18 protein-coding genes are annotated in these 25,017 nt (G+C 41.9%); 17 read left to right on the forward strand and 1 reads right to left on the reverse strand.

What is annotated here, in order from left to right; all coding sequences use genetic code 11:
• Positions 1-51: 51 nt before the first annotated feature.
• The 3 genes from BN3456_RS05155 (at position 52) to nhaC (ending at position 3,608) form a co-directional block, all read left to right on the forward strand.
• Positions 52-747: a FadR/GntR family transcriptional regulator gene (locus BN3456_RS05155; protein WP_089983069.1), complete on the forward strand. Its 696-nt coding sequence runs from the start codon at positions 52-54 to the stop codon at positions 745-747.
• Between the two features lie 198 nt (positions 748-945).
• Positions 946-2,109, forward strand: coding sequence for a trans-sulfuration enzyme family protein (locus tag BN3456_RS05160; protein ID WP_089983070.1), 1,164 nt, complete (start codon positions 946-948; stop codon positions 2,107-2,109).
• 14 nt (positions 2,110-2,123) lie between these two features.
• Positions 2,124-3,608, forward strand: a complete 1,485-nt coding sequence (gene nhaC / locus BN3456_RS05165; protein ID WP_089983071.1) for a Na+/H+ antiporter NhaC — start codon at positions 2,124-2,126, stop codon at positions 3,606-3,608.
• Positions 3,609-3,709: 101 nt separating this feature from the next.
• Here the strand turns inward: nhaC and tkt are convergent, their stop codons facing one another.
• On the reverse strand, positions 3,710-5,692 hold the full coding sequence (gene tkt / locus BN3456_RS05170; RefSeq protein ID WP_089983072.1) for a transketolase: 1,983 nt from the start codon (positions 5,690-5,692) through the stop codon (positions 3,710-3,712).
• Positions 5,693-5,847: 155 nt separating this feature from the next.
• On the opposite strand from tkt, the gene BN3456_RS05175 reads away from it, so the two are divergent.
• The 14 genes from BN3456_RS05175 to BN3456_RS05230 all read left to right on the forward strand — a co-directional run bounded on the left by BN3456_RS05175 (position 5,848) and on the right by BN3456_RS05230 (position 24,968).
• Positions 5,848-6,465, forward strand: coding sequence for an amino acid permease (locus BN3456_RS05175; protein WP_089983073.1), 618 nt, complete (start codon positions 5,848-5,850; stop codon positions 6,463-6,465).
• A gap of 442 nt (positions 6,466-6,907) precedes the next feature.
• The gene (locus BN3456_RS05180; RefSeq protein WP_176699101.1) at positions 6,908-8,773 is read left to right on the forward strand and encodes a family 43 glycosylhydrolase; all 1,866 of its coding nucleotides are present in this window, start codon (positions 6,908-6,910) and stop codon (positions 8,771-8,773) included.
• A gap of 31 nt (positions 8,774-8,804) precedes the next feature.
• A complete protein-coding gene (locus BN3456_RS05185; protein WP_089983075.1) occupies positions 8,805-10,916 on the forward strand; it encodes a LamG-like jellyroll fold domain-containing protein in 2,112 nt (703 codons plus the stop codon).
• Positions 10,917-10,959: 43 nt separating this feature from the next.
• Positions 10,960-11,340, forward strand: coding sequence for an LPXTG cell wall anchor domain-containing protein (locus BN3456_RS05190; protein WP_089983076.1), 381 nt, complete (start codon positions 10,960-10,962; stop codon positions 11,338-11,340).
• A 17-nt stretch (positions 11,341-11,357) separates the two neighbouring features.
• Positions 11,358-17,006 carry an immunoglobulin-like domain-containing protein gene (locus tag BN3456_RS05195; RefSeq protein ID WP_176699102.1) on the forward strand — a complete coding sequence of 1,883 codons (5,649 nt, stop codon included), beginning with the start codon at positions 11,358-11,360 and terminating at the stop codon, positions 17,004-17,006.
• Between the two features lie 94 nt (positions 17,007-17,100).
• The gene (locus BN3456_RS15815; RefSeq protein ID WP_176699103.1) at positions 17,101-17,247 is read left to right on the forward strand and encodes a hypothetical protein; all 147 of its coding nucleotides are present in this window, start codon (positions 17,101-17,103) and stop codon (positions 17,245-17,247) included.
• Between the two features lie 130 nt (positions 17,248-17,377).
• The gene (locus BN3456_RS05200; protein WP_242862806.1) at positions 17,378-18,295 is read left to right on the forward strand and encodes a DUF2935 domain-containing protein; all 918 of its coding nucleotides are present in this window, start codon (positions 17,378-17,380) and stop codon (positions 18,293-18,295) included.
• Positions 18,296-18,457: 162 nt separating this feature from the next.
• Complete coding sequence (locus BN3456_RS05205; protein ID WP_089983079.1) at positions 18,458-19,342, forward strand: DMT family transporter; 885 nt, start codon at positions 18,458-18,460, stop codon at positions 19,340-19,342.
• Positions 19,343-19,449: 107 nt separating this feature from the next.
• Complete coding sequence (locus BN3456_RS05210) at positions 19,450-21,513, forward strand: molybdopterin-containing oxidoreductase family protein (RefSeq protein ID WP_089983080.1); 2,064 nt, start codon at positions 19,450-19,452, stop codon at positions 21,511-21,513.
• Positions 21,514-21,527: 14 nt separating this feature from the next.
• Complete coding sequence (locus BN3456_RS15820) at positions 21,528-21,680, forward strand: hypothetical protein (RefSeq protein WP_176699104.1); 153 nt, start codon at positions 21,528-21,530, stop codon at positions 21,678-21,680.
• Positions 21,665-22,312: a nitroreductase family protein gene (locus BN3456_RS05215; RefSeq protein WP_242862807.1), complete on the forward strand. Its 648-nt coding sequence runs from the start codon at positions 21,665-21,667 to the stop codon at positions 22,310-22,312. The genes BN3456_RS15820 and BN3456_RS05215 overlap by 16 nt, the downstream gene beginning before the upstream one ends.
• 119 nt (positions 22,313-22,431) lie before the next feature.
• Positions 22,432-22,662: an AlbA family DNA-binding domain-containing protein gene (locus BN3456_RS16220; RefSeq protein WP_242862808.1), complete on the forward strand. Its 231-nt coding sequence runs from the start codon at positions 22,432-22,434 to the stop codon at positions 22,660-22,662.
• A 231-nt stretch (positions 22,663-22,893) separates the two neighbouring features.
• The gene (locus tag BN3456_RS05225) at positions 22,894-23,994 is read left to right on the forward strand and encodes a DUF3048 domain-containing protein (protein WP_089983081.1); all 1,101 of its coding nucleotides are present in this window, start codon (positions 22,894-22,896) and stop codon (positions 23,992-23,994) included.
• A 74-nt stretch (positions 23,995-24,068) separates the two neighbouring features.
• Positions 24,069-24,968, forward strand: a complete 900-nt coding sequence (locus tag BN3456_RS05230) for an SDR family oxidoreductase (protein ID WP_089983082.1) — start codon at positions 24,069-24,071, stop codon at positions 24,966-24,968.
• Positions 24,969-25,017: the final 49 nt, after the last annotated feature.

The following is a 25,017-nucleotide window of genomic DNA, read 5'->3' on the forward strand; positions in this document are numbered from 1 at the left end:
TAAATAATTCAAATCGTATATCTTTGGATATTATAAATGAGGTGTTAACTAATGTTAGATGGAAATAAAAATTTAGAACCGGTTGAAAAGGATTCTTTATATCTAAAAATTGCCGATTCCATATACCGCTATATTAAGAAAAATGAACTAAATCCAGGAGATAAATTACCATCGGAAAGAAATATGGCAGAAAGTCTGCAGATAAGCCGCAACTCCCTCAGAGAAGCACTGCGTCTTCTCGAGGCGAGAGGGGTACTGCATGTAAAGACGGGGAAGGGTGTATATCTGAATAGTCTTTATGGTGAAGGAAGTACACTGGTTGTCAAAGTTGATGGATGCACATTGAAAGAACTGCAGGAACTGCAGACAACTCTGGATCAGCAGGCAGTTCAAAATGCTATCACAAGAGGAACTTCGCAGGAAAAAGACAAGTTAATCCAGATTGGTGAAGAGATGATTAATATGTATTATAATAATATATATAGTCATACCCTTGATTTTAGTTTTCATGACTTGCTGTATAAGATGAACCGAAACAACGCCATTCATAAGATTATTAGTCAGATTCGTGATGAACGTTTTGTTTACAGAGAGCATATTGAAGGTGAAAATACGTCTGTATGGCTTGCCACGGTGCCACAACATCTGTCCCTTGCACAGGCCATTAGTGAAGGAACAATTGAAAAAGCTTCACAGAAGATGGATGAAATCCTTCAATACGGATTTGACTTAATAGAAGGTCACTAAAATAATGAAAGTCACTTGAACCAAAAAAACTAACAAATTTGCTGAGCAAAATTTGGACGATATCTACAAACATTTGTGGTTATCGTTTTTTTAATTGACAAATTACATAACAGGGAATAATATAAAGCACATCTGGTTCAACCATAGAGCCAGCGGACCAAAATATTAAATGATAATTTGTATAGGAGGTATACAAAAATGGTGAATAATGAAGACTTGTTGGCATTAACTCACGTTGGAGAAGATCCTCACAAGTATATGGGAGCAGTTACACCCCCGGTGTTTCTTACATCCTTGCATGTGTTTGACTCTGTTGAAGACTACTTTGGAGTTGATATATTCAAAGACGAATATTATTATGGACGTGCATCAAATCCAACTGTAACTATTCTTGAAAAGAAGATAGCAGCATTAGAACATGGAAAAAGGGCTGTAGTTTTTTCTGCAGGTATGGCAACTTGTGCAGCAATTGTACTTGCCTGCTGTGGTGCGGGTGATCATATTATTTGTATCAAAGAGACTTACGGGCCGGTACGTCATCTAATAAGTGATTTCCTTCCTAAAATGGATATCAGCGCTACGTTTGTTAAGGGAGATTCAGTTAAGGAGTTTGAGGATGCAATCCGTCCGAATACAAAATTGATTATTCTGGAAAGTCCGACGACTCTCCTGCTCAATGTTGTTGATTTAAAGGGTGTGGCAAAACTTGCAAAGGAACACGGAATTAAAACATATATTGATAATACTTATTGTTCTCCAATTTTCCAAAAACCACTAGATATGGGAATTGATTTTGTTATGCATACAATGACAAAATATATCGGTGGACACAGTGATTTGATCGGTGGCGTTGTAGTATCCAATGATGAAAAATTCATGGAAAACCTTATGATTCAGAGAGATTGGTTTGGGGGAGTTCTAGGACCAATGGAAGCCTGGCTTGCAATTCGTGGATTGAGAACGTTAGATGTCCGTATGCAGAGACATTATGAAACGGCTATGAAAGTTGCTGAATTTTTGGATAATCATCCGAAGGTAAAAAAGGTATACTATACAGGTTTGAAGTCTCACCCACAATATAATCTTGCGAGACAGCAGCAGGCAGGTGAGTGTGGCCTGATGACTATAGAGATTGACGGCGATGAAAAAGCAACTGCAAGATTTGTAGACAGCCTGAAAATCTTTGAACGCGGCTGTTCTTGGGGCGGCTTTGAGAGCCTCGCAATTGCATATACCTATAATTGGGAAGAAGACAAACTGAAATATTTTGATTTAAACAGAAGTGTTGTAAGACTGCATTGCGGTCTTGAAGGAGCTGAGAATTTAATTGCCGATTTGGAACAGGCGCTGGATCAAATCTAACAGGAGGCGAAGACATGGAGAAGGAAATAAAAGAGAAGAAAGAACCAACTCTTGGAGTTGCAATACTCCCGTTGATATTTATGTTTGTTACTTTATTTGTAGGATTGGTGATTTTTAAAATTGACATCAAAATTTTGTTATTAATCTGTGCTGCTTTTACCGTTGCCATCTGTTTATATCTCGGTTATTCCTGGAATGACATACAGGACGAAATTGTAGTAAAGCTGGCCAAAGCATTTCCTGCTATTATGATTTTGATTGTTGTAGGTATGATGATTGGTGCGTGGATGATTGGAGGAACCATTCCGTTTTTGGTTTATCTCGGACTTAAGATTATCAGTCCTAAATTTATCATAGTGACATCTTTTCTGGTGACAGTAATTCTGTCCATTAGCACAGGTACATCATGGGGAGCGGCTGGAACTGTAGGTGCAGCACTAATGGGGGTTGCTGCCGGCATGGGAGCTCCACTTCCGGCTGTTGCGGGTGCAATCGTTGCAGGTGCATATTTCGGTGATAAGATGTCTCCGCTTTCAGATAGTACTAATATGTCTGCAATTGCTACAGATACTAATCTTTATGCGCATGTTGGTCACATGCTGTATACGACAGTTCCGGGTTTTATTGTCAGTTGTATCGTATACGTAATCGCAGGTATTCATTTTGAGAGTGAAGGCTCAGTTGCAAAGGTTGACAGTATCATGAATGAGATTTCACAGCTCTTTAATTTGAGTATGCCAATAGCACTTCTCCTTTTGGTACCTCCGATTATCGTTGTTGGTGGTTCTCTTTTGAAGAAGCCGACAATTCCTGTTATGATAGTTTCATCTGCGGCTTCTGTTATTATTGGAATTACACTTCAGGGATTTTCTTTTAAGGATGCAGCTGATGCAATGGTCAATGGATTCAGTATAGACATGTTCAAAAACGTATCTATAACTGCTGAATCTCTGCTTCCGGAAGTGGCAAATCTACTTCAGCGGGGCGGGATGCTTTCCATGATGAATACTGCTTTGATGGCTTTCTGTGCTTTTGCCTTTATTGGTGCTATGACCATTTCCGGTACTCTGGATGTGGTTATTGCAAGAATCATGAAACACATACATAGCACGGGACAGTTAATCACAGTTACTGTTATCATTGGTGTAATCGTAATTGTTGTCATAGGAGAGGCTTCTGTATCTTTCCTTATGATTGGCGGTCTATTTAAGGACGAGTATGTCAAAAGGGGGCTTCAAACCAAGAATTTATCCAGAACACTCGAGGACAGCATTACAGTCGTCGAACCATTGGTACCATGGTCACTGGCTGGTGTTTACATGGCATCAACGCTTGGCGTTTCGACTGTAGAATATGCTCCATGGGCGGTACTTTGTTACACAGGTATAATCTTTGCCATCATTTGGGGATTCACAGGTTTCGGCATCGCAAAAATCAAAAAAGATGGTGCTAATTATAAAGATTACGTCAGATTAACGGATAGAGCTCTCGAGGAATAATGTCCATTTGGCATATGGCTGCAAATGTTTTTGCTAGAAAAGGAGACTACATATATTAAGAATGTAGTCTCCTTTTCACCTATTCCGGATGTTATTTTAGGCTACTTACCCAAAAGTTCTCTGCATTTAGCCATGATATTTTCCGCTGTAAATCCAAAGTGCTTAAAGAGTTTATCTGCTGGAGCCGAAGCACCAAAGCTGTCAATGGATATGATTTTTCCTTTAAGCCCCACATATTTATGCCAGCCAAATGAAGATGCAGCTTCTACGGCCACCCTATTTTCAACGGCAGAGGGAAGGACGCTCTCTTTATATTCTTCAGGCTGCCTTTCAAATATTGCCCAGGAGGGCAAGCTTACAACTCTGGCATCAATGCCTTCTGCCTGAAGTGTTTTTCCTGCTTCCAGCGTAATATGGACTTCCGATCCGGTGGCAATCAGTATTATCTGAGGTACATTATTTTTTGCATCTAAGAGAATATATCCTCCTTTCAGTGCTGATTTGCCGTCTATATCAAGGACAGGCAGATTCTGCCTTGAAAGTACCAGGCAGGTCGGCGAAGAAGTATTGGTAATTGCAGTATACCAGCCGGCTGCTGTTTCGTTGGCATCGGCCGGCCGAAAGTCAATAAAATTCGGGATGCTTCTGATTGCGGCAAGCTGTTCTACCGGCTCATGGGTGGGACCATCTTCTCCTACACCGATACTGTCATGGGTCATGACATAGGTTACAGGCAGTTTCATGAGAGCAGACAGACGCATGGCCCCTTTCATGTAATCAGTAAATACGAAGAAAGTAGAGCAGAATACCTTTAACCCTCCATATACGGTCATTGCATTTGCTATCGCGGCCATCCCATGCTCCCGCACGCCAAAATGCAGGTTTCTGCCACTGTAATCCTGGGCGGAGAAATCGCCCATATCTTTCATGTTGGTCTTGTTTGAAGGTGCAAGGTCTGCTGAACCGCCGATGAAATTGGGTATCTTGGAGCTCAGATAATTGATCACTTTTCCTGAAGCAGCTCTTGTCGCAACAGGGGTATTGTCACAAGCCCAGAAATTCTCGTCTTTCAGCAGCTCAGTATAATCAGAATTCAGTTCTGCTTTCCATTCTTTAGCCAAATCAGGATATTGTGCGGAGTATTCTTCAAATAATTTGTTCCAGTTTTCTTCTGCCTCAGCCCCTTTGGCGATGAGTTCCTCCATATGACTGCTTACTTCAGCGGGAACTGTGAAATCATCCTCTTTGATTCCGTAGAACTCTTTTGTTTTTATCAGGTTCTCTTTCCCAAGGGGTTCACCATGGGCTGAGGCGCTTCCAACTTTAGGTGATCCATAGCCAATCTGTGTATTGACAATGATCAAAGAAGGTGCATCCGTTTCTGCCTTCGCTTTGATTAAAGCATCGCTGATATCTTCCACAGAATTACCGTTGTCAACGTTTAACACCTGCCATCCGTAAGCAGTAAAACGCTGCCCTACATCTTCTGTAAAGGCAATGTCTGTACTGCCTTCAATCGTAATATTATTCCAGTCATAAAGAAGAATAAGTCTGCCAAGCTTCAATGCACCGGCGAGAGAAGCAGCCTCTGAAGCAACTCCTTCCATCATACAGCCGTCGCCGCAGAGAGCATATGTGTAATGGTCCACGATATTAAGGGAGTCCCGGTTAAACCTGGACGCCTGAAATCTCTCTGCCATTGCCATGCCTACTGCATTTGCGATGCCCTGTCCCAGTGGGCCTGTGGTTATCTCAACACCGGGAGTATGTCCATATTCAGGATGCCCGGGTGTTTTACTGCCAAATTGTCTGAAATTCTTTAAATCGTCCATAGATACATTATAGCCAAACAGATGAAGCAACGTGTACAGCATAGCAGACCCATGACCGGCAGATAATATAAATCTATCCCTGTTCGGCCAGGAAGGATCTTTAGGGTTGTGATTCAAATGCTTCGCCCATAGGGTGTAAGCAGCTGGAGCAGCACCAAGGGGCAGCCCGGGGTGCCCGGAGGCTGCTTTTTCTACGGACTCTGCAGCCAGTATTCTTATGGTGTTTATACAAGTGTTGTCTAAATTACTCATGTGTTACCTCCTTAACTTTAGTTTTTTAGTGTCGCATTTATATATTTATTATAGAATATTATGTGATTTAATCAATAGAAAACACAGTATATTCAGTTAAAGAGATAAATGGAGAAATTGGTGTTTTTGACGGAGTCAGCATTATTGGGGGAATCATGATAGGCCCCGGCTCTATTGCAGCAGTTACAACCGCTCTGTTGGCAGTGCTGCAGTCTTATACCGGTTTGAGTGATTTTGGCGTAAAGGCAGGTGCAATTGTGTTAATCATCGTTATTACCGCTTATAACCTGGGAGGGGTCAAGCTGGCTTCGATGGTACAAAATATTTCGATGGTAGCCAAGCTTATCCCTATAGCGCTTATTATGTTGGTTGCTCTTTTCGTCGGGAGGGTGAGTCCGGATCTTTCCCTGGGCTCAGCAGCAGTTTACGCAGTTGATAATAACACAAGTATCTTCCGTATGGTTGCCTTTGGCGTGGTTGCCGCTCTGTGGGCATATGAAGGATGGACGAACTTAAATACGGTAGCGGAGGAAATTAAAGAACCAAAGAAAAAGCTGCCATTAGCTTTAATTATCGGTATTGGAAGTGTAACTTTTATTTATGTTTTGTTCAACTTTGCCGTTATGAGAGTTTTACCACATGAGGAAATTGTATCGCCGATCGACAGTGGGGATTTATATCTGGGAACAGCTGTAGCAAAAAAGGTATTTGGAACAGCCGGTGCTTTCGTGGTTTCTCTGGGAATGGGAAGAATACTCTATGCCATGTTGTGAACCACTGCCAGATTACTGATAAGGCTTTGCTGGAGAGAGTCAGAAAAGATGATATTTTAGTTATGGCTCAGCCGATTTTTATTGATTATGATAAGAAACTTAACTTCTTTTATAAATTTTTCAACCTATTTCACGTGTTTAAAAATCTTCATAAAAAAACCTAGCTTTTGCATAAGATTCTCTGTTTTACTTTTTTTAAAAATGCTTTATTCTCACTATATAACACTGCTCTATAATTTCACCCTTAACTAAAGATAAAAATCCCATCATGGTTTGAAAAATTGGACCATGATGGCTTTATAAACTACAGATTCAGACAAAAGTAAAAGTTGCGATTACAACTTTTATTTTTGCTTTATCTAGCGAATTAAAATGAAAAGGGAAAGGAGTGCAGGAGGAGAAGCCGATAATATAAAAAATTAAAAAGGAGGCTATGAGGGTTATGAGGAAAAAGTTATTGGCAGGATTGCTGTCCGTAATGATAGGGGGTTGTGCATACGGACAATTCATATTTGCCAAAGAAATCACAACAGCAGATATGAAATCAACATATGAAGTGAAAACGAAAACGTTGAACAAAAGTGAATCAGGGAATCCGTTCCTGGGATTTGATGAAAACGGAGAAATTCTTTATGGTGGGGACCCTTCTGTATTAGTGGATGGGGATACCGTCTATTGCTATGTAGGGCATGATGTTTCCCCCGGAGAATGGTATTCTATGCCTGACTGGAAGTGTTACTCATCAAAAGATATGGTGAACTGGGAATATGAAAGCACAATCTTAAAAGCGGATCGCTCCAATATCACATGGGCAAATGACGATTTATCTGCCTGGGCCGGACAGGTTGCAAAAGGAAGTAACGGAAAGTATTATTTCTATTATTGCACGGAAACTAACAGGGCAAATGGTGGTGGTAAATCCATTGGTGTTGCTGTATCAGAAAGTCCTACAGGTCCTTTTAAGGATATTGGGAAACCACTTGTGAAAAATATTGACACTCCAAACGGACCACACACTTGGGAAGATATTGACCCGACTATCTGGATTGAAAAGGATGACGATGGGGCAGAGCATCGCTATCTGGGGTGGGGAAATACCCGATTTTTTATATGTGAGTTGAATGAAAATATGATTTCTATAAAAGACCAGGACGGCAATCCGGACAAGCTTTCCGTTGGCTTTGACAAGGGACATGATATTGTAATTGGGAAGATCAATAATTTTCAAGGTCATACGTTCACGGAGGCCCCCTATTATTATAGGATGCAGGATGAAAGTGGAAACTATTATGGACCATATTATATGTTCTTTGCCTGTGACTGGAGAGAACAGTTAGCTTATGCCACAACAGAAGATATCATGAGTAATGAGTGGGAGTTCGGCGGAGTCCTTATGGAGCCTTCGGCTACAGCAAACACCAATCATATGGCTGTTTTTGATTTTCGTGGACAATCCTATTTCGTTTACCACGATGGAAGTTTGCCTCACGGAAGCGGTTACCGCCGGGCAGCATGTGTAGAAAAGTTTAATTTTAATAAAGATGGTACAATTGATCCGATAAAAAAGACTGCTATTGGTCTGAGTGGGACAGCTTCCTGGATAACAGACAATGACGGCAACTACATAGCCAATAAAAGCTTCATAAATACGATGAATGACGGTGATTATCCAATTTTAGGAAAAGAGCTGGTCAGTGATTTTTATGCGGAGGAAGATACATGTACATGGGAGATTAAACCCGGAAAAGCAGATAAGAAAAAAGCAGAATATGTTTCCATTGAGTCTAACGATAAACCAGGATTATATTTAACGGCAGGCAAACCATCAAAGGGAACAGCAAACGTTGTTCTTTCCCAGGATGTACAAGGTTCGGATGATGAAGCCTTGCGTATGACGTTCAAAACGCTGGAAGGGTTTGATGGGACAGGTGTTACTTTTGAAAGTGTAAAATATCCAGGATATTATTTATTCAGTAAGGGCGGAAAGCTGCTCCTTGGCAACGAACCGGATAAAAAAGCGGTAACATTTTATGTATCAACAGATTTGGCTGTAAAAACGTCCAATACTTTAAAAACAAAACGGATGTACAGTGTTGGTGAGACTCTGAATACGGATGATATTAAAATCCAGATGTATATGGAAAACGGAAAAGTGGTAAAAATCATGAATTTTACGACTGATGCAGATAAGATTGATATGATGAAGGAAGGAACAAAAAATCTGAACGTTACATACGAGGCAGGCGGACAGTCATATACAGATTCAATAGAAATTACAGTTGTAACGGCTGATTATCTACGAAAATAACAGAGTCACTGAGGAAAGGAGATTCATTGATATGGGAAGCAAGAATTTGATGCCGGGAATACTTGCCGGGATAGTAGTACTTACTTCTGTATTTTCTTCGTCATCGGCGTTTGCTGCACCGGAGAATGGAAATATAATGCTTGAAACTGTGTCTGTGGATATGCCAAAAACAACAGATGGATTGACAAAAGGACTTACCGCGGCATATTCTTTTGAAGATACGTTGGACAATAATCTTGCAGAGAATGATGCTGTTTCCCCCATTGTGAAAGGCCTGGCAGGCTATGACGGAGAAATTCACTATAGGGACGGCATTAGCGGAGGTAAGGCAATACAACTGGATGGATATGGTTTAAAGCTGAACAAAGAAAATTTGGGGCAAAATTTTACGGTGTCTATGTGGGTAAAATCAAACAGTACAATTGAGGCAAACCAGAATGTTATTTTTCTTGGATATCATAACCCTGAAAAATGGTTTTCGGTAGCAGGAGCAGATGATGGTTCCGGAATATGTAAGGTGTGGGCAAACGGAAACGGATACGCCTGGGGCGGTATAGGCAAAGTTTCTATAGACGAGGGTGAGTGGCATTGTCTGACGTTATCCGGAACTGAAGATGACATGTTGGCATATATGGACGGCCAGCTTGCAGCTTCCGGCATCAGCAATAACCCTCTGGATGGTGAACAGCAGGATATCTATGTTGGTATTACAAATTGGGATTCTGCTTTTGAAGGTCTTGTAGATGAAGTAAAGGTCTATAATCGGGCTCTGTCTGCAGGAGAGATTTACCGCTTATATGATGACAGCTCAACTCCCGAAGAAATCCTTGAAAATGAAGGGATTACAGTTACAGAGTCCCTGACACTGCTGCAGGGAAGAGAGACAGCTGTTCAGGTGAGTATGTCTGCTGTCGTGTCTGAAGCGGATCCTGACATATCTTTTGTTAGCAGTGACCCATCTGTTGCTTCCGTGGACGGGGATGGAAAGGTCACAGCTATAGGTGATGGGAATGCAGATATTACAACTAGTGTCACTCTTGGCAATACCACAAAAACAGCAGTGACAAAGGTACAGGTTACCGGTACATTTGAAGGCAGTCTTAAGGGAGAATATACATTTGAAGACAATGTGAAAAACAATGTGGATGGAGCCAATGCCCAGGCAATCGTAAGGGGATTGGGTAATTATGCCGGTAATATACAGTATGGTGAGGGCAGAGACGGCGGCAGGGCCGTATACCTGGACGGTTATGGATTGAAACTCAACCAGCAGAACCTGGGAGAAAACTATACAGTCTCTTTTTGGGCAAAGCCCGATGGAACATTGGAGGCGAATCAGAGTGTACTTTTTCTCGGGTATCACAATCCGGAAAAGTGGCTGGCAGTATCAGGCTCAGATGGTACTGACACATGTAAGATATGGACCCTGGGAGGACAATATGATAAGCATACAACGCTGTTTTCACCTGCAATCGGATCAGACAGATGGTATCAGATGACCCTGACGGGAACAAAGGGAAAGATGACAGCTTATCTGGATGGCATGAAATTAGGAACCAAAGACAGTAACAATCCATTATCCGGAGAAAAGCAAGATATCTATCTCGGAGTGAATAACTGGGATAAAGAGTTTACAGGTCTTGTGGACGATGTGAAAATCTATAATCAGGCCATGACCGAGGAGGAGGTACAAAATCAGGCAAGAGAAACCTTTGAAACAAATTTTCGGGATAAAGTAAATAATGGAATTACGGAACAAACAATCCTTGGCAAAAATGAATGCCTTGAGAACATCAAATATGATTTGGAGTTGATGAATGAATTTTCCGGAATAAAAGTGGTATGGGAAAGTTCAGATTCCGCTATCATTTCACCGGATGGCAAGGTGACAAATCCGGGACAAGATACAAGTGTTGTTCTCAAAGCAATTCTATCCTCAGGTATTCTGAGTGCAGATAAGGAGTTTTATTTAAATGTGACTGGTCTTGTGAGGACAGAATTAGATGCTCTTATAAAAAAGGCAGAAGCAATTAATCCCAGGTATTGTCTGGATACTTCAAAGAACAGGCTGTTATCAACAATCAAAGAGGCGAAAGCTGCAAATAGCTATACTGCAATGGACAAGGCTTTTTTCGGGCGATGAAGAATGTGCATCATATATTGACGGTAAGGTGACGGCACTGAATATGGGAAAGGTAACAGTGACGGCAGTTATAACCGCGAAATATGACGGATTTAAGATGGAATATGCGACTGCATTAGATATCATTGACGACAGTTCAAATAAGCCGGAACCCGAGGACCCTGATAAACCTGACCCAGTGAATCCGATCCAGCCGGATCCTGACAATCCCAATAATCCCAATCCTGGAAACCCGAATATGCCTGGTGCGGGAGACAGCAAAAAACCTGTGTATAACATTTCCAATACTACTAAGACTCAGGATACCAAAAAGCCGGCTGTGAAAACGGGGGATACTGCAAATCCGGTTGTTCCGGCAGTGGGACTTGGGGCAGGGCTTTTGCTGATAGTCTTTGCGGGAGCTTATCTCAAGAAAAAGAAATAATGGAAAGGAGTACGGGAATGAGAAGAAAGCGGTTGTATTTGAAGAGAGTATTCACCGGCCTGCTGGCAGCAGCGGCACTGATCTCATCAGTGCCGGCTACAGCTTTCGCAGAACCAGTTAATACAGGAGATTTAAAACAGGATGGGGCAGCCCAGGAAAGACTGCTGGCAGATTTCAACTTTAACTCGGAGGAATCTGGGTTTACAGGCGGAGGTGCAAAGGCAGAAGGAAACTATACTTTGGTGGAGCATAATGGGCAGAATGCACTTCACCTCGATGGAAACAGCCAGTACCTGAAGGTTACAGATACCGAAGGGGGGAACCTTCTGACAGGGAAAGAGGAAGTTACCATTTCCTACGATATCTTAAATGAAAGAGCAGATACAAACTGGGTATTTTTTATTGCGCCGGATGACACGGAGCAGAGTTATGAGAAGGAACATTATCTTGGCAGTCATCACAAAAACGGAAGTGTGAATGTCGAGCGTTATAATGGCGGATCACGTGCACCTGTAATTTCTGCATCACTGGTAAATGAATGGGCACATATAGATGTTGTAGTACAAAAGGATGTAACGAGAGTATTTATTGACGGTAAGATTGCCGGAGCCCAAGAAAGTAAGTTTAAATTGTCTGATATATTGGGCGATGAAAGTGTGTTTTACATAGGCAAGGCAAATTGGGGAACCGGTGGAGAATACTGCCAGGCTGCCATTGACAATTTTAAGGTATACGATGGTGTAAAAGAAGATCTGATGGAACAGATTGTGCAAGAAGCCTTTGAAAGCTTAGATTTGGGCGATTTAAGTGCTGTGGAAAGTAATTTAAATCTTCCGGAGAAATTCAAGGGGGTAGATATTAGTTGGATATCTGATAATGAATCTGTTATTGCCACTGACGGAACAGTTACTCGCCCTGAGCTGGATACGGAAGTTATCCTGAAAGCAGTCCTCAACCTTGGAAATATATCGAAAGAAAAGGAGTTTATTGCAAAGGTGCTTCGCACAGACGATGCTGAAGCGCTGATTTCAAGGATTTCTTTTCCCTATTCTACAGAAGAAGGGAAGGAAGTCTACGGAAATATTACATTGCCTGAAACAGTTGAGGGTACAGGCGGACAAGTTTCCATTGAGTGGGAAACAGATCACCCTGAGATTATCAATGTGAATGAGATACCCAATGACGGAGTATATGCAGATGATCCAGCTCCAGCAGGGACTGTAACCCGTCCGTTAGAAGACACAAAAGTGACTATGACAGCAAAAGTTGAATGTAGGGGAGATACAGCAGAAAAGAACTTTGTATTTACGGTAAAGGCAAAACCAGAGGCAATATCGGAATCTGATTATACAGATTACTTCTTTGCGTACTTTACGGGAGAGGGGTATACAGATGGAGAGCAGATTTATTTTTCCGCAAGCCAAGATGGGCTGCACTGGGAAGACCTAAACGATAACGCCCCTGTTCTCGTTTCTACGTTAGGGGAAAAAGGAGTAAGAGATCCCTTTATCATTCGGTCACCGGAAGGAGACAAATTCTACCTGATTGCAACAGATTTGAATATTAATGCAAATGGAGATTGGGGAAGGGCTCAGACTGCCGGGAGTCAATCTTTAATGATTTGGGAGTCTACGAATCTTACAGACTGGTCAAAACAGCGCATGGTGGAGGTTAGTACAAAACTTGACGCAGGCTGTACATGGGCTCCAGAGGCAACTTACGATGAAACGACAGGAGAATATGTAGTATATTGGGCGTCCAAAGTCAAAGCAGACAACTATGGCAAACAAAGAATATACTATGCAAAAACAAGAGATTTCTACAGCTTTACAGAGCCTAAGGTTTTCATTGAGAAGGAACACAGCACCATTGACACTACGATATTAAAAGAAAATGGGAATTATTATCGGTACTCAAAGAATGAAGATTCCAAGCGTGTTTTTGCAGAGAAAACCTCAAATTTACTTCATACGGATCCGGTTTCTATTTCTTCTCCCGTACTAGAGAACCAGGCTGGTGTTGAAGGACCGTCCATATACAAATTTAATGAAGACGATGTGGAGCCAAACGGCGGGCAATATTGTCTCCTACTTGATAATTACGGAAGAGGCGGATACTACCCTATGATTAGCAGTAATTTGGATGGAGACTTTGCCGAATATAAAGGAAATTATAAGATGCCAGGTGGGGGAAGAACTCCCCGCCACGGCACGCCAATTCGTGTGACAGCAGAAGAATACAAAGCAATCATGAAGGCATATGGTAATGGGAACACAGAAGAACCGGTACAGCCGAATGATGACGGGCTGCTGGCAAGGTACCAGTTTACAGATGAAAATGTTATTCAGGAAAATGATACAATAACAATAAAAGACAGCTCTGGTAATGGTAAGGATGCTTTGCTGGAGGGAAATAACGGCAGTATTGAGGAGGGTATACTGACGCTGCCCGGAGGAAATGCAGGCAGTGATGCAGCCTATTTGTCTATACCGGGAGAGATCTTTAACAAACAGGATACTTTAACGATTACCTTGTGGCTGAAAAATGAGACAGGTGCGGGCAATTATTCTGCAATGTTTTTCGGGAATCCTACCAGACATATTGGTGGAGGAACGGCAGATTATCCTCTGAATTACTGGCTGCTGAACCCGTCTGTAATTAATACCGGATTTTTCAAAAGTGTGTGGACAGACGGGGACAATGCCAACTCCCCATGGACTACTGAGACGGCGGTATCCTCTGTAAAAACAGGTTCTGACTGGGCAATGTATACAACTGTTATTACAAAAGACAGTATTAAGGGGTATTACAATGGTATGGAAGTCAGCTCGTCCAAAAAGACTAAGACAACATCAGATTTCGGTAAAAATCTGGTAGCTTATATCGGACGATCCTCTTATAATGATATGTTTTACAAAGGGGGCGTACGGGATGTCAAGATTTATGGAGAGGCAATGCCCCCGGATGAAGTGATCAGCGAATATTACACAAGTGCTCAAAATGGGGAGGAACTTCTGGAGGCAGATTTGCAATCTGCAATGGAAGCGCTAACTTTAGGAGACACAAGTAGTATTAAGAAAGATATGGAACTTCCGGACAAAGGAGAAAAGGGAAGTACAATTACCTGGAAGAGCAGTAATCAGAAGATTTTAAAGGACAATGGAAAAGTTATTCGCCCGAAAAATAAAAATACGGGAGTGGAACTCACAGCAACATTGACCCTGTGTGGTAAATCCATTACAAAAGAGTTCAAGGTTATTGTACTGGCAGACAATGCAGAAAACAGGCTGAATGAGCTGGTAAATGCGCTTACAATCCAACCATCAAAAGTGACAAAGGATATCAGTCTTCCAGATACAGCAGGAGAAAATACAACTGTTGTATGGAAAACCTCAGATGTATCCTATATTACAAATAAGGGGAAGGTTACCCGCCCTAAAAAAGGAAAGGATGATGTAAAAGTTATCCTTACCGCAGAAATAACATATGATGATGGTGCAGATAAACTTAAGGCAGACAAAGAGTTTGAAATTACAGTTCTGGCAGAAGCGTATGGCTATATAATGGCTTATACAAACAATCAGGAGAGAGAGGATCTTGGAAAAAGCCTGCATCTTGCATACAGTACAGACAAAAAGAGCTATACGGCACTTAACTCCAATACAGGCGTCTGCTTTGCAGATAATACCGGGGGCAGTAAAAACAACAGTCCAAACGTCTTAACTTCTACTTATATTTTCCGCAAGGCAGACGGAAGTTATGGACTGATCGCAACAAATAATAACAACAAGAAGTATGTATATGTGTTTGATTCAAGGGATTTGGTAAACTTTACAAATGAAAGGAAGCTTGCCTTAAGTGAATCAAAAGATGTTAGACAGCCAGTGTGCAGCTTTGATGAAAGAGAAAATGCTTATGTCATTTACTGGAATGATGGTTCTAAGAAATATAAAAGCATATCCAAAGACTTGAAAAAGGTAAAAGAGACAAAAGAGGATGACTATAAGACGGAGATTGTATCTGCGGATGAGATACCCGACGGCGCGGTTCCTGGAAATGTGCTGGCAGTCAGCAAAAATGAATATGACAGAGTAACTGATAAGCTGGGAGTTATAAAAAATATCGGTGTAGAGGGCGTAAATAAAAAACTGGGAATAACTGTAAATGTGGGAGAGGATATTACAAAATCTATTCCGGGAAGCGTAGCAGCTTCTTATAACGACGGCTCAACAACTAATCTGCAGGTACAGTGGAACGAGGAAGACCTTGCCGGAATAGATACGCAAAAGCCGGGGAGTTATACTGTACACGGAACAGTTCAGCAGGAGGAATATGCTAATCCGTTTATTGAACAGAGAGCGGACCCGTGTATTCTAAAAGGTGAGGATGGATATTATTATTTTACGGCATCTTATCCAATGTTGGGAAGCAAAGATCCAAATGGGTATGACAGAGTTATTCTGAGGCGTTCTGAAACAATTGCAGGTTTAAAAGATGCAGAAGAAGTAACAATATGGCATTGCAATGACAGTGCTGAACAGTACCCGTATATCTGGGCACCGGAACTTCATTATATTAATGGCAGCTATTATATTTACTATACGTCAAGTGTAGAAAGCTGGAGTACATGGGGAATCCGCCCACACGTGCTGAAATGTGAAAATGCGGAAGACATAATGAACCCTGAATCATGGACGGAAAAAGGACTTTTTCAGGCAACCGGAACAGATGCAAGGGCATTTAGCCAATTTTCACTGGATATGACCTATTTTGAAAACAATGGACATCACTATGCGGTATGGGCACAGACGGAAGGCTTTTCTTCACTGTTTATTGCTGAAATTGATCCAGATGAACCATGGAAATGCATCTCTGACAGTGTAATTATCAGTGTACCTCAGTATAGCTGGGAGCGGGTGGCAGAAAATGTAAACGAAGGTGCCTCCGTTTTGAAAAAAGATGGAAAAATTTTTCTCGCTTTCTCTGCTTCAGGAACAGGACCAGAGTATTGTGTAGGGCTGCTTACGGCAGATACGGACGCTGACTTGCTAAATCCAGATTCATGGGAAAAGACGGGCTATCCAGTTCTCACATCCGCAGATGTGCCAGGAGAATACGGCCCTGGTCATAATTCATTTACAGTAGATGAGAATGGAAACGATATATTTGTTTACCATGCAAGAGGAGAAGAGTGCTACAATGACCAGTGCCAATGGGCAGCAGAAGGGCCTTTGTACGACCCATGCCGGGATGCCAGGCTGAAACGTGTACACTGGGCGGCAGATGGGACTCCTATATTGAAAATGTCCTATACAGAGGAGCTGGCAGAAGAATTCAAAAATGTAGAGCTCACGGTATCTATTAAAGATGATAGTACTGATCCGGGGGACGACAATAAAGATCCGGATAACAGCCAAAAGCCTGATCATAATAAAGAACCGAATAATGGCAAAGAACCAAATGATGGAAAAGGACCAAATGATGGCAAAAAGCCAATTGACAATAAGAAACCAATAAACGATGCAGATAAGATTTTATCAGGAAATACACAGACCGTTAAAACCGGAGATACGATGCATGTCCTTGTTCCCATAGTTGGTGTTTTTATGGGGCTGCTTGCAATAATTCTGGCTACTGTTTATCTAATTAAAAAGAAAAATCGATAATGCTTGGCGTCAAGGTGTTTTTTGAAAAAATATGCTGTGAATATCCGGTATAAATTGCGCCGTTTTTTCACATACTATCGTAGAGGTGATATGTATGGGTAAAAAGAAGCAAGAGCTGCAAAACGAACAAAAGAACCTGAGCAAGTATAACAGCGTTACTGAAAAAAAGAAGCCTGAGAATCAGAATCAGAAACATAATGCCAGGAAAGAGGCAGTGGACGTGAATATAAGACAGGTATAAAGGCACCCCCAAGGGTGTCTTTTTTTGCTCTGCTGTAAGAGCAGAAAAGCAGGGAGATTATTTCTCGAGGCTATTTCATTTAAAAAGGTACACTTTTCGTTTTTCATAATACTATATACTAAGTGAAATTATGAAAGAGGGAACTATTTTGCTATCACAGCGGGAATTTATACGGGTTTCTTTAGAAATAAATCTTTTCTTTCAAAGGATTATGAAGGAACATTTATTTTTTATTGAAACAAATTTACAGCCTGTTGAAGCTAAGAACATTGCAACGGCAAAGATGCTTAAGCAGCAGTTTGAACAGCTTCTTGCAGATACAGTATACTACGCGAACGGCATGATATCTGAAAAGGTTATTCAATCTCAGGAAATCGTTACACCATTTACTCTGAGAGCAGAAGAATTAAATGCAATGTTAACTGGTGCAAACATTAACACACAAATCACAAAGGATGAATGCAAATTAAGAAGCGGATCAAACTTTAATTACCAGGCATGGCTGGGAAATGTAGTAGTTAATATAAATAACAGATCCTATTCTTTACTTAGAGAAACAATTGCATTCCAAAAGAAATTGCTGGCTTTGTCATTGGAGTGTAAGATATTTATCAGCCTGTATGATGAAATGCTGGAGCATGATACCCGCGAAGCAGAGTACTATCTGCAAATATTAAGTTCATTACAAAATGGGGCTCTTCCAAGAAGAACTCTTTGCGGGGAATTGAATTTCTGGAATAATATAATGGGTGAACATGCGCAGTTTATTGATGGAATGTTAGATCCTACGGAGAAAACTCTGAAAAAAACAGCAGAGACATCGGCAAAATCTTTTGCAAAATTGGTAGAAGAATGTATCCGAACCGCCGAAAATCAAATTCTTCATAAAAGTTTTGATTCTACAGAAGAAATAAGAAAGTTCAAGATATCATCCGCAGAAGGTTTATTATGCTGCAAAATAAAATCTGTTATCCCTCCACTATTGGCGGACCATGTGCTGCGGGAGGCCAATCATTATTTGCGGTTATTAATAATGATGAAAAAATAATGGATGGATGTACAAAAAGCATCAACCTCACATTTGGAGTTGTGAGCAGCCAGACATGGCTGTTCACAGCTCCATTTTGCCTGTTTAGCCATAGACCAAAGATTGTGAAATAAAGAAGGATAAGGTATAATAAAATATATATCAGTGTAGGGGGAAATCACCATGAAAATATTCAAAAGCTTTCATATCTATGCATTAACAACCACAATATTCTGGTCTTTGGCGTATGTTTTGACAAGACTTAATTTGGAGCACTTTTCAGCTTACTCTGTGGGGTTTTTGCGTTACATATTCGCAACTATTCCGCTTTTGGCAATATGTGCAGTCAGAAAAGTTCATCTTCCTCAAAAAAAGGATATAGGTTGGTTTATTGCATCAGGTACTACCGGTTTTTTTCTTTTTATAATTGCTTATAATGTCGGTGCATCAAGCGTTACTGCAGCTACAAGCAGTGTAATTATTGCAAGTGTACCGGTTATCACAGCTGTTTTATCGGCGTTATTGTTACACGAAAAACTGAGAATACACCAATGGCTGGCAACTGCTATAGAGTTTATTGGAATACTGATTATTACTATGTATGGTGCGGTGTTAAGTGCTAATATCGGGGTGTTGTGGTTGGTGCTGGCGGCACTGGTACTGAGCTGTTATAATTTAATTCAGAAAAGGCTTACACATACATATTCTGCTTTACAAGCCACCGCCTTCAGCATTTTTATCGGGACAGCATTACTTTCTATATTTGCGCCTGAAGCCATCGGGCAGTTTAGTACTGCGCCATTAGAGCAAATGATATATATCCTGATACTTGCTGTTTTTTGCAGTGCCCTTGCTTACATTACATGGTCTAAAGCTTTTGAAAAAGCAGAGCGGACTTCGCAGGTAAGCAATTACATGTTTTTCACACCATTTTTGACTGGCATAATGGAATTTATATTCATTGGAGAGGTACCGGATTCATCTATCTGGTTAGGCGGCGCCCTTATTATAATAGGAGCTGTGATATTTAATAAACAGAATCAGAAAGATGATGGATATAAGAGGTAGCAAATTGTGGCGATTATTCTGATCAGTTATACTGGACAGTAAATGGAGGCCGGTATACAATTAAATAAATATGGGCGGCAAAAAATGCTAAAAAGAAGGGGGATACTATGTCAGAGTTTAATATTGTGAAGACATCTTGTGCAGTCTGTGGCTCCTGCTGTGAGGTGGATGCCTGTGTTAGAAATGGAAAGCTTGTATCTGTGGAGGGTGCCAAAAACACTCCGGAACAGTCCGGGGAGATGTGTGCCAAAGGTGTAGCGGCCCCGCAGTTTGTGTACAACAAAGAGAGGGTATTATATCCGCTGAAAAGGGCCGGGGACAAGGGGGAGGGAAAATTCGCCCGTATCTCCTGGAATGAGGCCTATGATATGATTGCAGAGAATCTTCTGCGGATACGCCGGGAATACGGTGCCAGGTCCACGGTATTTTATGCGGGATATCCCAAATGGTTCCGTCCGGCGCTGCTGCGTCTGTCCAATGCATATGGATCGCCTAATTTTTGTACAGAATCCAGCACGTGTTATCAGGCGGCCGCATTGGCATGGCGTTCTGTTTTTGGCAGTGACATATGTGGACCAGACTTAAAAAATACAAGGACTCTTTTAATCTGGAGCTCAAATCTGTATCTCAGCAATACAACAATGATCGGTACATATCAGGGACTAAAGAAGAGAGGGGTCAAAGTGATCGACGTGGATCCCAGACATACGGTTACTGCAAATGATGCGGATATTCATCTTCAGCTGATTCCCGGCACAGACGGTGCCCTTGCACTTTCCATGGGGCAGGTTATCATAGAGGAAGGCCTGTATGACAAGGCGTTTGTGGAAAAGTTTGTCTTTGGATTTGAGGACTACAGGGAATATGTCCGTCAGTTTACTCCCGAAAAAGCCGAGAAGATTACCGGCGTCCCGGCGGAAAATATCCGCCTGGCTGCCAGGACATATGCACGAAACGGACCTGCCGCAATTATGTTTTCGGCATCGCCGGTTGTACATCATATCAACGGAGTGCAGAATTATCGGGCAGTTTTTTCTTTGATTGCCCTGACCGGAAATTATAATGTTCCCGGTGGAAACTGCATGTCTCCGGGACCGTTTTCTCCGGCAAATGAATTCGGAAAAGTGAGACGTTTCGATGGGGAAGAGGCTATCGGAGAAAAGGATTTTCCGGTGTGGTTTGATCTTTCCTGCGACGAGGCACAGTGCACGAAGCTTGCAGATTACATATTGGAGGAAGAGCCATATCCGATCAAGGCAGTCTTTGCCATGGGTCTGAATCACAGGATGTGGCCACAGCCATCGCATTTGCTTGGAGCACTTGAAAAATTAGACTTTTATGTAAACACAGAGATTTTTATGTCTGATTCTTCCAGAGGGGCAGATTTGATTCTACCGGCATGTACTTCTTATGAAAGGGAGGAAGTACATATTGATAAAAATGGAAGGTTCTATTTCTCCAACCGTGCCATTGAACCATTAGGTGAAGCAAGGAATGACATTGAGATTATTGCGGAAGTTATAAGAAGAATGGGACTTTATGATGAGACACTGGCAAATGGATATGATGCATATATGCAGCATATTCTGGAACCCTCCGGTTTGAAGCTTCAGGAGTTAAAGGATCATCCGGAGGGAATGCTTGGAAAGTATATGTGTCCTTCTGTTATGAGACTTTGTGAATCTGATCCGAAAGATCTTCCCTCAGGTAAGATAGAGCTTCGCTCTCTGGTGTTGGAGCGATATGCTGACAGCTGTGGATATTCTGGTCTTCCGGCATATGATGATTATAGAATTCATACAGATGTGGACAGACAAGAGTATCCTCTTATTCTGAGTACAGGCAGCCTGAAACCACAATTTTTCCACGCCAGAGTATATCGCAAGGCATGGCTGTCAGGCGTTGAGGATGCCCCACTTGTAGAGATACATCCAAAAGACGGTGAAAAGTATGGCATAAAAGATAAAACGAAGGTGCGGGTATCCTCTCCCTCAGGAGAGCTGACAGGGATAGCTGCCTATCATGTGGGCGGGAAGCCGGGAGTTGTCTATGTCTATCATGGAAGCTCAAAAGGAGATGCCAATGAGCTGATAGGCAAAGATTATCTGGATCCGATTTCAGGTTTCCCCGGATATAAGGGGTATTTTTGCAAAATTGAACCGGAGGTATAGGAGGAAGCTATGGGTTGAGTCTTACGGATCACTATTGGCTGCAGCCTGTAGGACAGGAATTATACTGGAAGGATCTGAACTTTTATGATAATGACTTTTCAGATGAATTGGTCAGCAGTGCTGTGAATTATTATTATAGCAGGCGTGTAAAGTGGCAGAGGGAATAGAAGTGGCAGAAGCATATAGGAGAAAGGCAAATAAGAAAGGTAAGGTGAATGTAAAAATGTTTAAGGATTTAGTAATCGCCAATAGAAGTTACCGGGGATATGATGAAAGCTACAAGATGTCGCGGGAGGAATTGCTGGAACTGGTGGATTGTGCAAGGTTGTCACCATGCAGTGTAAATGCTCAGCCGTTTAAGTATTTTCTGGCCTGGGAGTCAAAGACAGTCCATACAATTCAGTCTTTGACAAAATGGGCGGCTGCTCTTCCAAATCTACAGATTCCCCACGAAGGAATGTGCCCTACCGGATTCATTGTGATTTGTCAGGATCGAGAGGTCAGTGACTCCCTGGCGGCGCATCAGAAAGATTTGGGGATTGCGGCTCAGACAATGTTGCTGGCAGCAGCTGAAAAGGAGCTGGGCGGCTGTATAATTGCAAGTTTCAGCCCGGAAAAATTAAAGTCTGCATTACATCTGGCTGAGAACTTAACTCCGGTACTGGTTGTCGCTGTAGGAAAGCCCATAGAAAAAATAGTACTGACTGAAATAGAGGACGGAGAAAGCACAAAATATTACAGGGATGAACATGATGTACATTATGTCCCAAAGCGTAAATTGGAAGATATTATAGTATAAAGTCTGGAGAAACTGTAATGGTTGAGAAATCAATGGACAATGTTATTACAATTGGAGAAACTATCGCAGTTGAATTTAAAAGGTGTGGTAATGGAATTGAAAATGACACATAAGAGACAGTGTGCTCTTTTTTAAACAGGTATGGTGGTGATATTTATCTGGGAACAGCGGATGATGGAAATGTTGTCGGTATACCTGAGAGGGCGGCTGCTGATATGGTCAGGAACTTTATAAAAGTAATCAGCAACCCTAATACGTTTCAGCCCACAGTATATCTTGAAGCAAAAATTGTGAAATATAAAGACAAAACAATTATTCATTTGCACGTACCGCCAAGTTCAGAAGTTTGAGCATTTTCGTATGGATTTATTACCTAAAGTGAGGCAGTTGGCGATTAATAATGCGGGGGGGAAAACATCCGGAAATGATAGGAATTTCATCGAGAAGAATAGAGGCTAACGTTAAAAAGTTGAAAGAATTGCAGTATTTATCCAGAATAGGTTCGCTGAGAAAAGGCTATTGGCTAGTAAAGAATATAAGTGAAAAAAACAAAGGTTAAAAAAGATAAAGGAGAGTTTCCTATGAAAAGACTGAAAAAAGCAGGTGTTATCCTGCTTGCGTTTCTCATGTTATTTAGTATGGCAGGGTGTAACAAAAAAGCTGAAGAAAGAGAAAAACCAGAAAAGCCAGCGAAAACAGGGGACAAGAAGCCTGCGAAGGAGGAACCTGCCGAACAGGTTCCTGCGAACCAAAATCTGCTCACCGGATTGGGAGATTTGTCAGAGGGGGCCATAGGGAAAAGACCTGTAGCGGTTATGGTGAATAATGTGCAGGATGCGCTGCCCCAGTATGGTGTGGCGAAAGCAGATATTATATATGAAGTTCCCGTCGAAGGTGATGTGACTCGTTTGATGGCAATCTACGGGGATTATACAGCAATGCCTCAGGTTTGTGCAGTCAGAAGCTGCCGCTATTATTTTCCTGCGTTTTCCCAAGGTTATGATGCTTTCTATGTAAACTGGGGAATCGATGACAGTATCTCAGATTACCTGGAGGCTTTGAATCTGGATCAATATGATGGGATGAATAATGCCGGCGGGCTTTTCGGACGTGATCAGGACAGGATAAATGCCGGCTATTCTCTGGAACATACAGGATATTTCGACGGCCCAAAGTTTTCTGCGGTTGTTCAGTCTGAAGGCAGAAGAACAGATTTAGCGGAGAACAAGAAGGACACGGCTTTCAAATTCAATGGTCTAAAAGAGCAGCTGAAGCCGGAAGGAGCGGACTGTAACACGGTAAACATTAATTTTGGAGCCGCAACTGCCACTTTGACTTATGATCCTGAAACGAAGACTTATCTAAAGCAGATAAATGGAACCCCACAGATGGACAGTCGCTCTAATACACAGCTTGAATTTACAAATATATTTGTGCTTGAAACAGAAATTTCAGTCAGAGATGATATTGGTCATAAGAATGTGGATTGGGACGGCAGTGACACGTCTGTGGGATATTATGTTTCAAACGGCGGTGTCCAGAAGATATACTGGAACAAAGATAGCAATGATGAAACTTCCTATCTGCGCTTCTACGATCAGGAAAGTAAAGGGGAGATCAAAGTTAACCGTGGAAAGAGTTATATTGCGGTTAATTATCCCGGGCAGAGTGCATTTAAATAAATGATGCCGGTCCCTGCCGCACAAAAACAGAACCTGCTTTATATAATATTATAAAATGTTACCGGAGATTAATAATGCGCAAGTTTAACCAAAATTTAGGTTACAAAGAAGAATGCCGGAAGATTCCGATTCAGTTTCCGCCTCAGCATCAGGACGTGCAGCCGGGACTGGAAAGTCTTATGGAGCCAAAGCCGATTTTTGATAATCCCAATTACATTGGAACCGGAAAGTTAAAAGACAAGGTGGCCCTGGTGACCGGCGGTGACAGTGGGATTGGAAGAGCAGTTTCTGTAGCGTTTGCAAAAGAAGGGGCAGATGTATGTATTATTTATTACAATGAGCACGAGGATGCAAGAATGACCAAATCATATATAGAGGCGCAGGGCAGGCGATGCCTTTTGTTCGCCGGTGATATACGTGATGAAACTTTCTGCAGAAATGTAGCAGCGACGTGCGTTTCAGATTTGGGGAGTCTGGATGTTTTGGTAAATAATGCCGGGGTACAGTTTCCCCAGGACGATATTGAAGACATTTCCATGGAGCAGATGGAAACCACTTTTCAGATTAATTTTTTTGGAATTTTTTTGATGACAAAAATAGCTCTGTGTTACATGAAATGTGGCAGTACCATTATCAATACCACCTCGGTTACGGCCTACAACGGCAATGATCAGCTTATTGATTACTCCAGCACGAAGGGTGCCATCGTCAGTTTTACACGTTCTATGGCGCGCTCCCTTGTATCCCAAGGAATACGGGTAAACGCCGTTGCTCCGGGACCAATATGGACACCTCTGCAGCCGGCAAGCTGGCCTGCTGAATACATTGAAACCTTTGGCTCAGGCACACCTATGCAGAGGGCCGGGCAGCCGGTGGAACTTGCGCCCACTTATGTGTATCTTGCGTGTGATGATTCTTCCTTTGTTACCGGTCAGGTACTCCATGTGGACGGGGGGCAGTCCATGCAGTCATGATGTCAGTAAGAAAAAATTAAATGCTTTATCTGCGGTTATATATAAATAC

The sequence above is a fragment of the Clostridium sp. C105KSO13 genome, assembly GCF_001517425.1.
Lineage (GTDB): Bacteria > Bacillota > Clostridia > Lachnospirales > Lachnospiraceae > Muricomes.

Excerpts from the sequence above, each read along its gene's own strand:
- BN3456_RS05155 (WP_089983069.1), top strand. The coding sequence starts at position 52 with ATGTTAGATGGAAATAAAAATTTAGAACCGGTTGAAAAGGATTCTTTA.
- BN3456_RS05160 (WP_089983070.1), top strand. The coding sequence starts at position 946 with ATGGTGAATAATGAAGACTTGTTGGCATTAACTCACGTTGGAGAAGAT.
- nhaC (WP_089983071.1), top strand. The coding sequence starts at position 2,124 with ATGGAGAAGGAAATAAAAGAGAAGAAAGAACCAACTCTTGGAGTTGCA.
- tkt (WP_089983072.1), bottom strand. The coding sequence starts at position 5,692 with ATGAGTAATTTAGACAACACTTGTATAAACACCATAAGAATACTGGCT.
- BN3456_RS05175 (WP_089983073.1), top strand. The coding sequence starts at position 5,848 with ATGATAGGCCCCGGCTCTATTGCAGCAGTTACAACCGCTCTGTTGGCA.
- BN3456_RS05180 (WP_176699101.1), top strand. The coding sequence starts at position 6,908 with ATGAGGAAAAAGTTATTGGCAGGATTGCTGTCCGTAATGATAGGGGGT.
- BN3456_RS05185 (WP_089983075.1), top strand. The coding sequence starts at position 8,805 with ATGGGAAGCAAGAATTTGATGCCGGGAATACTTGCCGGGATAGTAGTA.
- BN3456_RS05190 (WP_089983076.1), top strand. The coding sequence starts at position 10,960 with ATGGGAAAGGTAACAGTGACGGCAGTTATAACCGCGAAATATGACGGA.
- BN3456_RS05195 (WP_176699102.1), top strand. The coding sequence starts at position 11,358 with ATGAGAAGAAAGCGGTTGTATTTGAAGAGAGTATTCACCGGCCTGCTG.
- BN3456_RS15815 (WP_176699103.1), top strand. The coding sequence starts at position 17,101 with ATGGGTAAAAAGAAGCAAGAGCTGCAAAACGAACAAAAGAACCTGAGC.
- BN3456_RS05200 (WP_242862806.1), top strand. The coding sequence starts at position 17,378 with ATGAAAGAGGGAACTATTTTGCTATCACAGCGGGAATTTATACGGGTT.
- BN3456_RS05205 (WP_089983079.1), top strand. The coding sequence starts at position 18,458 with ATGAAAATATTCAAAAGCTTTCATATCTATGCATTAACAACCACAATA.
- BN3456_RS05210 (WP_089983080.1), top strand. The coding sequence starts at position 19,450 with ATGTCAGAGTTTAATATTGTGAAGACATCTTGTGCAGTCTGTGGCTCC.
- BN3456_RS05225 (WP_089983081.1), top strand. The coding sequence starts at position 22,894 with ATGAAAAGACTGAAAAAAGCAGGTGTTATCCTGCTTGCGTTTCTCATG.
- BN3456_RS05230 (WP_089983082.1), top strand. The coding sequence starts at position 24,069 with ATGCGCAAGTTTAACCAAAATTTAGGTTACAAAGAAGAATGCCGGAAG.